This window comes from Yersinia sp. LJYL362, from assembly GCF_048323875.1.
The window spans coordinates 1-11,223 of record NZ_JBLWEX010000128.1 but is presented as its reverse complement, the minus strand read 5'-3'; the positions used below and the strand labels follow the sequence as shown (position 1 = coordinate 11,223).

The following is an 11,223-nucleotide window of genomic DNA, read 5'->3' as shown; positions in this document are numbered from 1 at the left end:
AGAGAAAACCCTTAAAATCAATAGCGCCATAGAGTGTTCGCAGTGCAGAATCTGCGGGAATTTCCTCATCGGTAATACAGCCTTTTGATGAGGTAATCAACCGATTCCGTGGGTGATCAGCGGCAAACTCCGGATCAGTTTTGGTCAGATAAACATTGTGTTGGTTAGCCGCGTAGTAAGCCAAATGCTTATGCTCAATACCTTCTTGCTTAATACTATTCAGGGCCTGTGGTAATAGAAAATTAGATAAAACCAAGGCACCGTAGGTTTCTAAGGTACTTTTGGATTGTGCAATGAATGCCGGGTCGTTGATCGGATGGGCAGTCATATCAATTATCTCAGCGAGTTTCTGCATATGTCCCCACAATTGTGTTAAATGTCACTTGGTTGCTACATCTAACTTGGTTGCCATATCTAACTATATAGGATTATTTGCAACCAGAATAATAATAAAATGTTATCGTCAGGTTGAGTTTAGCTATGGGGAAGGGAGTGAAGTATAAATATCTTTGCTAGCTGAATGCATAATGAACTGGCATAATTGGTTTATGACCGTTTGGGCACGCTTTCTGCCGGGTGCGCCGTTATTAAAATAAAATACGACTTATTATTTAACCTATAAATTGGACTTAAGTGCAATTTATAGGATACCTCTGTGGTTTTTACGGCGCTTAATTGGTGTAAAGAGTATCTGTAAGAAGAATTATTTATTAAAAATTGCCCTTAAAGGCAGAATAAAAATTATTATTTTAAGATAGGGGCATATAAACCATCGTGGCTAAGAGAAAATCTACTGGTACCGTCTGGGTTGTCCTACTGATCGTGGCTTTAGGGCTGATGACCGGGATCCCAAGAGAGGCGTGGATTGCACTGAGTGCGGCTATCTTATGCATGTTTTTTGTCTGGCAGAATCTCAGAGGGACCAAGCGGCCCACAATTCCGTCGATTAATACCGATATGCAAAAAACTGCGGCGGTTCCGGATCTGGGCGATTATCAAATAGCTCCTTCGCAATTAGAATCAGAACAAACCATTGTCCCAGATGAAGCCAATAAGAAACCCACTGTTGATGAAGCAAAAAAAACCAAGGAAAAACAGCCTGATGTATCGCGAGGTTCTTTAGCTCGAGCATCATGGCTACGCCCTGGGGAGTTGGCGGTGGTTGCCGGAATAAACTTACCCGATGGTATGATTTATATTGGTAATAAATACAAAAGTAACCGCACCGGTGCAGAGCCAGCATTTATTAACCCATCAATGGATGTCGCGACAGAAGAAATAGATATCTCATTGCCGCTTATTGATAGTGCACCGGATTACTCGACTTGTTCGCCTGAAGCGAGAAGAGGGTATTTACAGTGGTTAGCCGAAGGGCGCAAATCTCCCACCGCAGATATTGGCTATATTTTCTTATTTTTCTATGGTTTAGAGCATCGCGTACTCATTGATGCGGCTATCGACCCAATAGCAAAGAAAGAACTTCCTATTATTGAGGCTGAAATTAATCGCCTGCTAAATATTTATGGAAAAAATAACGCATTTAATCATTATGCACAGAATTTATTAGTTTATATTTCCCGAGTGAATATAGATGAGAAACTCTATCTCTCCGCGCCACCTGCAACTCGCGAAGCTTCAACTGAACTACCGCTAGCTTTATTGGTTGGGTTGGGGCAATTAGCCCTTGATCAGAAACCACTCCCGGCACCATGGGCACTCGCATGGGGAGAGGCTGACCCGGCTATTAACCAAAATATCTCCATGGCACATTGTGCGGATGTTTTTGCTACTCTGTTCTGTCAGCGTTATCAGGAGCAGTATGGCGACGGATTTTTATTACCGGTTAATAAAACCAAGTTGCAAATATTCTATCGCCCAGCGTCAGCGGGTTTGATGGGGCAAGAGTTCTTCCAACAAATTGCCGATCTGCCCAATGTTGCTGTGTGTAAAGCGCATCGCGATAAGCTGCGAGCACTATTTGAAGCATGCCAACAAGAGCTTGATATTTATAACCGCTTTGCCAGTGTTAATCCGAAGAAAAAAATGTCACTGGAAGGGCAGTTATTAATGCCGGAGGCATTGTGGTCTGCGGCATTAAAAACTGAATTAGAGAATATCAAAGCCCGGGTCGGTTACGGGTTATTGATGGTCACATTGGGTGAGCTGTTTCTTCAACTCAGTACCGCCTGTGGCACCAAGCCATTAGAGCGCTTATCGCGCAGCCATGTTATGGCATTAACTTATGCATTAGCTTCTTTGCAAGTGGGTATTGAGCCTGATGTCCGGGCAGATAATCGTACCCCTGTATTACAAGATGCTGTTGCATTGTTTCCTATTGAATCGCTGGTTGCGGAGTCGGCAACCTTTGATACCTACCGTGTCACGATGCTGACTGTCGAACTTGCCTGTGCTGCGGTGATGTTTGATGGAAGTATCGCTGAACCTGAATCGCTAATATTGACCCGACACATTGATGCCTGGGGCTTCCTGAGCCCTGGTCAACGGATGCGCCTAAAGGCCTATTTGCAACCAGGTATTCGGAAAAGTAATACATTGCTGGCGCTGAAAAATAACTTAGAGCCGCTTTCACTGGAAAATCGCCGAATTATAGCGCGGTTCCTGGCTCACTTGATTCAGGTCGAAGGCACTATTACACCACCAGAAGTGAAGTTCCTTGAACGGGTATATAAACGTTTTGGTCTGGACAGTAAATTGGTTTATGCCGATCTTGATAGCCGTGCAACGCCAATGACATTAAGTCTACCTTCGGCGGCCATTGATGTAGTGACTGATGTCGATCGCGTTAATCTGTTGAAAAAAGAAAGTCAGGAGTTGGTAACATTACTTGAGGATCTGTTTGTTACGCCAACGGCTGCGGTACAAACCACGGAAGAAATTAATCCGCGTTCGATGGCCGCAATTACCGCTAATTTGGCTGATAGCGTGGTGACATTGTTAAAATTACTGATTTCACGTGATGCTTGGGAACGTGAAAAATTGCTGGATATCGCCGCTGATATGGAAGTTAAACTTGAAGACGCGCTGGTTGAAATTAACCGTAAGGTATTAGCTGCGTTTGATACCCCGTTAATTACCGGTGATGCCACTATTACAATAGATCGTGATATATCCGCTGCGCTGTTGTTATGAACAGTATCTAAAATACGCCTGGCTTGAGCTGGGCCGCAATACTCGCTACCATAGCGCGCCTAATAATGCCAAAAGTCAGAGAGACAATAGTAATGAAATACCAATGGATACTGTTCGATGCGGATGAAACTCTATTCCACTTTGATGCTTATCAAGGGCTAAAGCTGATGTTCTCGCGCTTTAATGTGGATTTCTCCGTACAAGATTTCGACCATTATCAGTTGGTTAACAAACCGCTCTGGGTAGATTATCAGGACGGTAAAATATCGGCAGCCGAATTACAAAGCACACGTTTTGAAATGTGGGCTGAAAAGCTGGGTGTGACGGCAACTCGCCTGAACAGCGAGTTTTTAATTGCTATGGCCGATATCTGTTCACTGTTACCTGGTGCGCGTGAGTTAGTCGATGCCTTAAGCGGTAAAGTGAATATGGGCATCATTACTAATGGTTTCACCGAATTGCAGACTATCCGATTGGAGAGAACCGGGTTAAAAAATATTTTTTCTCCGCTGATTATCTCAGAGCAAGTCGGTGTAGCTAAACCCGATGTTGCTATATTTGAGCATGCATTCAATTTAATGAATAACCCAGCGAAAGAAAATATTTTGATGGTGGGAGATAACCTCCATTCGGATATTCAGGGCGGTATCAATGCAGGTATTGATACTTGCTGGCTTAATACTAGTGGCGCAGTGGTAGATGATAATATTGCACCACGTTATCAAGTCAGTTCACTGGCCGAATTACAAAAATTATTGTTGGCGTAATTTAACGCGATTTCATGAAATAAGGGCGGTTAACGATATATTGTCGATACCGCCCTTATTATTTTCTCCATACCAGCCGTTGCGCCGGCCAGTATGGGTAAATGCGAATGCACTATTGCCGCTGATTAGCGACTAAGTCTTCAACTTGATCAAAAATAGGCATTTCTGAGTCAAAACGGCAAACCTGAAGTACGTCTTCGAGTTTTTCCAGTTGGCTTATCATTTGCTGCAAACGCTGGTCATCTAATACCTGCAACCAAATACGGCTCTCTTCGCCGCCAGCCAGCGGCATACACAATATCCCGTCAACGTTAAAGGCGCGGCGGGCAAATAAACCACAGATATGGGACATGACCCCAGGGTGGTTGCGTACTGTTAACAATAGCGTGACGCGTGCAGAAGAGACGAGTTGACCAGTCATATTATTCACCTCCAATCATATCGATATTTGCTGCACCCGGCGGCACCATTGGATATACCTTTTCATCTACATCAATCAGAGCATGAATAAGTACCGGGCCAGGGCGATTTAATGCCTCATGCAATGCGCTATAAGGATCACTGGCAGTATTGAGGTCACAAGTTGAGAAACCAAATCCTTCTGCAATATGAATAAAATTAGTGCGATAAGGGTAGTCTGCGGCAAAAATTCGCTTACCGAAGAACAGGTCTTGTTGCTGATGGACTAACCCGAGTGACTGGTTATTCATCAAAATAATCTTAACGTTAAGTTGCTCTTCCGCAGCCGTCGCCATCTCTTGAATATTCATCATCAGGCTGCCATCACCGGAAAAACACACCACTTTTGCTTGCGGTTTGGCCAGTGCGGCACCAATTGCCGCGGGTAAACCAAACCCCATAGTGCCCAGCCCACCGGAGGTTAACCACTGGCGGGGTCGATGCAGAGGATAGGCCTGAGCCACCCACATCTGATGCTGACCGACATCGGTGGTAATAATGGTTTCATCATCCAATGCGGCGGCGGCGGCACGAATCAAACCATAGTGGCACAGTGGATTTTCGCTGTTGGGCTGATTGAATGGGAATTCGCGCTGCATATCGCTAACCTTGCTACGCCATTCACTGCGCGTTTGTGTTTCGATCAAGGGTAGCAAGTGAGTTAATACCTGCTTGATATCCGCATTCATCGCCAAATGTGGCCGGCGAATTTTACCTAGTTCAGCCGGGTCAATATCAATATGAATGATACTGGCATCAGGGCAGAACTGTTCGGCTTTTCCGATAGCCCGATCATCAAATCGCGCACCGAGCACAATCAATAAATCCGCTTGTTGCATGATGAGATTGGTGGATCGCGCGGCATGCATACCTAACATGCCTAATGATAATGGATGGTCAACCGGCATGGTGCCTAATGCCATTAGTGTCATGGTGGTGGGCAAACCGGCTTGTTCGGCCAGTTGTATAGCTTGCTCATGGGCTTCAGAACTGACGATTCCGCCGCCAAGATAGAGCACCGGCCGCGCAGCGCTGTTGATCATTTGCGCGACGGTTGCAATGGCAATAGGGTCAATCGGGCAGGGCTTATCGGCGAAGCCTGGCTCCGGCAGGTTATCAAGCTCGATTTCCGCCGTTTGTACATCTTTGGGAATATCAATCCATACCGGGCCGGGGCGGCCAGATTGTGCAATGCGAAATGCCGCCGGGATGACTCGTGTCAATTCGCTGATATCACGCACCAGATAATTGTGTTTGGTTATAGGGATCGATATGCCGTAGGTATCGACTTCCTGGAATGCGTCAGTACCAATCATTGAGGATGAGACTTGTCCGGTGATGCAAACCAGGGGAATCGAATCTAGCTTGGCATCGGCGATTGCGGTAACCAAATTGGTCGCACCTGGGCCACTGGATGCCAAACAGACCGCAGTTTGTCCTGAGGCTCGGGCCATGCCCTGAGCCATAAAACCTGCGCCTTGCTCATGCCGCGCCAGTACATGGCGGATAATGCGACTTTGCCCCAGAGCATCATACAGCGGAAGCGCGGCTCCACCTGGAATGCCCGCAACAGTGGTAATGCCTTGCTGTTCCAGCAAACGAACTATTAATTGGGCGCCTGTATAACGCATGGTTACATCCTTCATCAGGGCCGGTAGCTAACAGAGTGGGGCTAAAAAGAAACCCCGCTCGGCTGGCGCCGGCGGGGTTTGGGAATCTTTCTGGATTCGGTACCCGTTACGGCGCGCTGCCGACCACTACCACCACCACGCGCACGACGACTACCGCGTCAACATGCGCGGCGTTTAGTAGAGCGAAATGGGCAGTGGAATAGTTCACGGGGTATCTCATCAATAAATGTTGTAAGTGTAATAAGTAAAATAAGTGTAGTGAGCCTTAAGAGATAAACACGCTTTTATAAAAGGTACAAGAGCGGCGAATAGCCAGAATGCAAAAATCGAAGATTGATCACAAAGTGATGCAAGATGATATCAAGTGAGTCAGTATTTAATTAACTGAAAAATAAAGGAGAACTCATTTCAGATAAAAAACCTTCCCAGAATTGCACTGGGAAGGGCGAAAAATAGGTTACAGCACCGCTATTGGCTGGATGGGTTTTAATATGGCAGCTAATTGTGCTTGGTGCTGCTCGCTGATTTCACTGCTGGCGGAATAACCCTCATTGTGAATAATCATTTCACCTAAGCCAACCAACCAATCATAAATATAAAATGCCGTATTATTGGTGGGTGTGGGGGCCAATTTGGTCAGCCTTTGTGCTGCGCCTACCGGTGTTGCGGATGTCGGGATGCGCGCAAAAATCTTATAGCCCCGGTTAATGCGGCTATCTGGCCGTTGAGTTTCACTGATTTGTAGGAATCCGAGCCAGGCCACGAAATCACCCAACACCGTCAGGGCGCGAGAGACTTGACGATCGGCCTTAGTGTCGCGATGCAAACTGATTTGCTCATTGTCAGCCAGTATTTTAACCAATTGCCCGGTGACATCTAATCGAATGCTGGCGGTTATTAACTCAGCGACTAGCAACTCAATAGTCGGTTTGGTGATCCCCAATAACTCAATGAGCGGCCCGTTATCGGGTAACTGCCGTAGGTGATTAACCCAGTAGCGTTGCACATTCGCGGCATATTGAGTTTCATCATCCCCACCAGACTGCATAGCAGTTGGCGTCGGTTGTTCTGGTGATAAAGATGCGTCGCTAAACAAGTCAATATCAATGCCAATACTGAACGGATCGTGATGACTGTCACCAGCGGTTATCAGCTCAGCAACCCGATTTTGTTGTTGCAAATACAAAGCCCGCAACTCATCGCGCGCAGGTAATAATCGCTCCAGCAACTCACCATGCAGGCCTGTTCGGGTTTGCAGTGCTTTAAGCAATGTTTCTGCGATGCGCTGCTTTTGTTCTGATTCATTGGTGACTGGCTGATACCAACTGGCCAGCATGTTCTCAGTCAATTCGCGTTGCAGTTCATTAAGCTGCTCGGTGATGCGTTCGGCCTTAATATCACGGCGAATTTCTTGTGTCAGATAACTCACCATGCGTTCTATGCCGCGAGTATCCAATGCCAGCAAGGTACCCCAACTGCTATCACCGGGCTGACCAACATAGCGCTGTACCGCTTCGTCATGGTTTTTTGCACCATCTGAAGCTTTTGCGCCATTAGAAGCAATACGCTGGTCGAAAGGTGTTAGCGCCCAGATAAGGCCAGGATTACGGCGCGAACGCACTTGGGCATTTTCGCCCTGAGACTGTTTAACCCAATAATCCAGTGACTTACCTGCGGTTTTAACATCGCTACGGTGACTCACTGCATTGCAGACCAACAGCATATTGATTTGTTGCCTCTCCGTATAACGCTCAAGGAGATAGGCGTTTTTTGCCCATGATAACGACGACGCCAGCGCATAGGGCGAATGCGATAATTGCGTTGGCGTATCAAATTCATCACCAAAATCAGGAAAATCTAATAATTCTACCGATTCGAATACATTTTCAGTGGCAGACATCCGTAATGGGATCTGTAGTTCCACTGCTAAAAATGTTAACTCAGCTAGTGACAATGTCACCGATTTTCCGGCAAGAGTTTCTTTCAAGGGTAGTACTTGAATCTGAGTATCAGCAGGGGTGTTCAGATCATTGAGCGTGGCGACATTCATAATGCCGTTGGCAGGCAACAACATGTCATCAACTAACACACTGAGCGGGGCCAGTAACTGTGGTGCGCTATCCAGATGCTGTAATGTATAGGCAAAATGACGATAAGCATCCGTCAATGGCTGCGATTCGGCCCACAGCAGCGAAAATAAACTAGCCCGATCATCAATTCGTAAATAAGGTGCCAATTCAATGGCGACCGGCCAGAAATGCGCTTCCAATCTCTTTTGGCGCGGTGCGTCATGGCGAACCAGATAATCCCACAGGCTAATGACATCATCAGGGGTTATCCCGGCAATCGCAGTCTGTTGCTTGCGCAGCGTCAATTGCTGGAGATGGTCGGTAATATGTTGCTCACTCAGTGAGTGCTGCACCACGTCTTGCTGACTATGACGCAGATACGCGCCCACCACTATTTTAGCCAGCTCAATTTCATTCAGTAGCGAAAGTTGTACTGGATGAGTTTCATGATTGATAGCCACCTGGTGGCTAAATCGCGTCACCAGACCACTGGCTTGGTAGCCGGGTTTAATTTGCTGCCAAAAGTTAAGTGTCTTTCCCGCCAGAGTGGTTTCCAACTGACCGTTTTCATCGGCAATCAGCGCTGAAATCAAATGCTGTTTTCCGGCAGGAGATTGTCCAAAAAAGCCAATACTCATTGGCGTTAATGACATTTCAGCCAGATGGCGTGCCTTATTACGCTGGCGACGCAGTTTGACGGTCAGTTGATCAGCTTCAATATCCAAACGAATGGCATGTTGGCGCGTATTGTTAATCCAATCAATCGTCTGATCAATGCCTTGTGTAACCTGTTGCAACTGGCTATTGAGCTGTCGGCTGGTTAATGATTTCATTTTTTAAATACGCTCCCACTATCAATCCAATAATGGGTTGATGCTGAACCATTGCTGGCTAGTGTGTTTAATTTAAGACGCAGATGATGTAGTGGAACACGGCTGCCATCTTGCAGTACCGCGTCGGCTATCTCAAAACGTTCCGGGCTACTGTTTTTATCAACGGCACCTTTGACGAGTTTCAATCTGACATACAAGGCACCGTCTCCAGCAACTTTACGCGCCAGTTCTTGATCGACAATCGATAAGGTATAGAGCGGGGATGCTGGCCAGCGGTCATTATCAAGCTGGCGGAACCCCAGACATGATGTGCCTCTGACCTGAAAGCGCACGTCAGATGGCAGGGTAAAATCCGTACTATCAAGATCGATATCGCGATAGTAGACATTTTCATCGGTCAGGGCATCGTTGCTGCCCAGCATGCCAAGATAGCGGATGGTCGAATAAGGCTGGAAGTCACCGGCTTTGAAGTAAAAACCGGCTAGCCGTAAATCGAGTGACAACAAACACAGCATTGCCCCCACCGCAGCGGTGGATTTAGGATTATCGATTCGGCCCTGTTTGTTAAATGGATACCAATCGTTGGTATGGTATCCATCCAGCGAAAGAATACGGTTATTAGGCAGCGGCTGTAAGTGGCGGAATAGGGCCTGAATGCCTGGGAAGCGCGAAGGGCGCCCCGTCAATAACAACACATCGCAACTGTAGAGCGACACCACTTCGGACAGCGAACGCAGGTTTTGAGTAATACTCATCCGGTTAGATAAAAACTCGCCGTGCAATTTACTTAATTTCAATACCAGCGGCACCTGCAAGATATCAAATGCCCCAGCATCGGCGGCCAGTTCACGCTGAACTTCGCTGTTAATGTATTCCAACACCTTCGATGTTGGTTGCTGCGATAATAGCTCACCAAAGCTGGCGTCGATCTCTGCGTTGGTATCCAGTGGGTCAAAGCTTTCATAAGCTTCCAAAATAGCTCTGCCTACTGGCATAAATATCTGTAAGGTGGCTTGCTGACGTAACGCCGATTGCCCATCCATTCGGCCATCATTACCGAACAGCCTATCCATCAGCGCATCAGTATTGGCAATAGCAACTTTCTTCAGCCGAGCCTGTAGGGCTGGCAAAATATAGAGCTGAATAACATCCAGCAAAATATCGTCACCCGCGACTTTAAACCCCTCGCGGAACAGTAGACGCGGGCTGATTTTGACATTATTGCCCATACCATCATCCAACCAGTATTGCGTAATGGCTAGATCCGTGGTGCCGCCACCAATATCAATTGAGGCGATTCGTAAGGTTTTCCCTGCGGTTTCGCCCGACTCCAGTTGCTTGTCTGGCCGTGCCATGCTGGCAAAAAACGCGGCAGTACGCCCACCGAAGTTAACCTGGGTTTCGTTATACAGATAAACCATCTGACCACAGGTGGCTTCATCCCATTCCATCTGAACCGTCGGCACCAAGACCCGGCTTTTAGCGCGGTCTTGCTCAGAGACCTGTTTTTGCTCAAAGATCGGTTTTTGCTCAAAGATAAAATTATCATCTGCTGGATGCCAACCCATGGATTTCCACACCAGTGCAATAGCTTCATTCATCCGACGGCGGAAAATCTCCCGCTCGGGTTTGGGCATGGCTGACGGCAGAGTGAGAATAATGGCCCGCAGCTGGCGCGGGGCGTTGGCATGAGTCATTTTCAAGCGCTGTGCTGCGCTGTTTATTTGCATCAGCGCCTGTGCCAGTAGCTCCGATAACATAAATGTCATCAATGAACTACGGCTATAATGTGGCGAAAATACTGGCAGCCGCTCATCAACTGGCACGCTGTACAGGGGCTGGCCGTCATCATTCACCAGATGGGTCAGCGGCAATGCGGTGGCTAAGGGTTCATGTAGTTGCGCAGTTTGCGTTTCATTGAAACGCCAGCCTGGGGCATAGGTTTCTTCATCCCACAAATAGCGGCGTGGGCTAGAAATACCGGTAGAACCTTCGGTACCCAACCGGTGCAGCGCCATACGGCTGGCTTCATTACCGACACGAGTAATAGACGGCCAGACAAAAGCATCATCACGGCCACTTTCTACTGAAAAATTCTGTTTGCCGAACTTAGCTTGAGCGAACTCAACCCGGCTCTCAAACAACTCATTATAAAGGTGGTGAGGCTCACTCAAATCGCGGATTTGTAATTCATAGGTTTGTTTCAGACCATGACTTTCGTCGCTACTGTCTTCCACCAAAATACCGCAGGTATGAGAGTTACCGACATCAAGAATAAGGTCGACATTCACTGCGGGTTCTTGCAGGGTGCTGG

General features: G+C 47.2%; 7 protein-coding genes and 1 pseudogene. 2 read left to right on the top strand and 6 right to left on the bottom strand.

Going from position 1 to position 11,223, the window contains the following annotated elements; all coding sequences use genetic code 11:
• Positions 1-355 (bottom strand): annotated as a pseudogene (locus ACNSO8_RS05825) (2OG-Fe(II) oxygenase); the annotation flags it as partial.
• Positions 356-774: 419 nt separating this feature from the next.
• Here ACNSO8_RS05825 and ACNSO8_RS05820 point away from each other — a divergent pair.
• Positions 775-3,150, top strand: a complete 2,376-nt coding sequence (locus ACNSO8_RS05820) for a TerB N-terminal domain-containing protein (protein ID WP_050159421.1) — start codon at positions 775-777, stop codon at positions 3,148-3,150.
• Positions 3,151-3,242: 92 nt separating this feature from the next.
• Complete coding sequence (gene yjjG, locus ACNSO8_RS05815) at positions 3,243-3,917, top strand: pyrimidine 5'-nucleotidase (protein ID WP_005169692.1); 675 nt, start codon at positions 3,243-3,245, stop codon at positions 3,915-3,917.
• Positions 3,918-4,029: 112 nt separating this feature from the next.
• Here the strand turns inward: yjjG and ilvN are convergent, their stop codons facing one another.
• From ilvN to ACNSO8_RS05790, 5 genes are all read right to left on the bottom strand, one after another.
• A complete protein-coding gene (gene ilvN, locus ACNSO8_RS05810; RefSeq protein WP_050159422.1) occupies positions 4,030-4,338 on the bottom strand; it encodes an acetolactate synthase small subunit in 309 nt (102 codons plus the stop codon).
• 1 nt (position 4,339) lies between these two features.
• Positions 4,340-6,007: an acetolactate synthase large subunit gene (ilvB, locus tag ACNSO8_RS05805; protein ID WP_019079406.1), complete on the bottom strand. Its 1,668-nt coding sequence runs from the start codon at positions 6,005-6,007 to the stop codon at positions 4,340-4,342.
• A gap of 106 nt (positions 6,008-6,113) precedes the next feature.
• Positions 6,114-6,227, bottom strand: coding sequence for an ilvB operon leader peptide IvbL (locus tag ACNSO8_RS05800; RefSeq protein WP_005178915.1), 114 nt, complete (start codon positions 6,225-6,227; stop codon positions 6,114-6,116).
• Positions 6,228-6,464: 237 nt separating this feature from the next.
• Positions 6,465-8,909: a putative virulence factor gene (locus ACNSO8_RS05795; RefSeq protein WP_268215725.1), complete on the bottom strand. Its 2,445-nt coding sequence runs from the start codon at positions 8,907-8,909 to the stop codon at positions 6,465-6,467.
• Positions 8,906-11,223, bottom strand: a 2,318-nt coding sequence (locus ACNSO8_RS05790) for a virulence factor SrfB (RefSeq protein WP_418394091.1), incomplete at its 5' end; no start/stop codon positions are given. The genes ACNSO8_RS05790 and ACNSO8_RS05795, both read right to left, overlap by 4 nt.

Bases quoted from the DNA above. Each gene is read 5' to 3' on its own strand.
- ACNSO8_RS05800 (WP_005178915.1), bottom strand. From the start codon at position 6,227: ATGAGATACCCCGTGAACTATTCCACTGCCCATTTCGCTCTACTAAAC.
- ilvB (WP_019079406.1), bottom strand. From the start codon at position 6,007: ATGCGTTATACAGGCGCCCAATTAATAGTTCGTTTGCTGGAACAGCAA.
- ilvN (WP_050159422.1), bottom strand. From the start codon at position 4,338: ATGACTGGTCAACTCGTCTCTTCTGCACGCGTCACGCTATTGTTAACA.
- yjjG (WP_005169692.1), top strand. From the start codon at position 3,243: ATGAAATACCAATGGATACTGTTCGATGCGGATGAAACTCTATTCCAC.
- ACNSO8_RS05795 (WP_268215725.1), bottom strand. From the start codon at position 8,909: ATGAAATCATTAACCAGCCGACAGCTCAATAGCCAGTTGCAACAGGTT.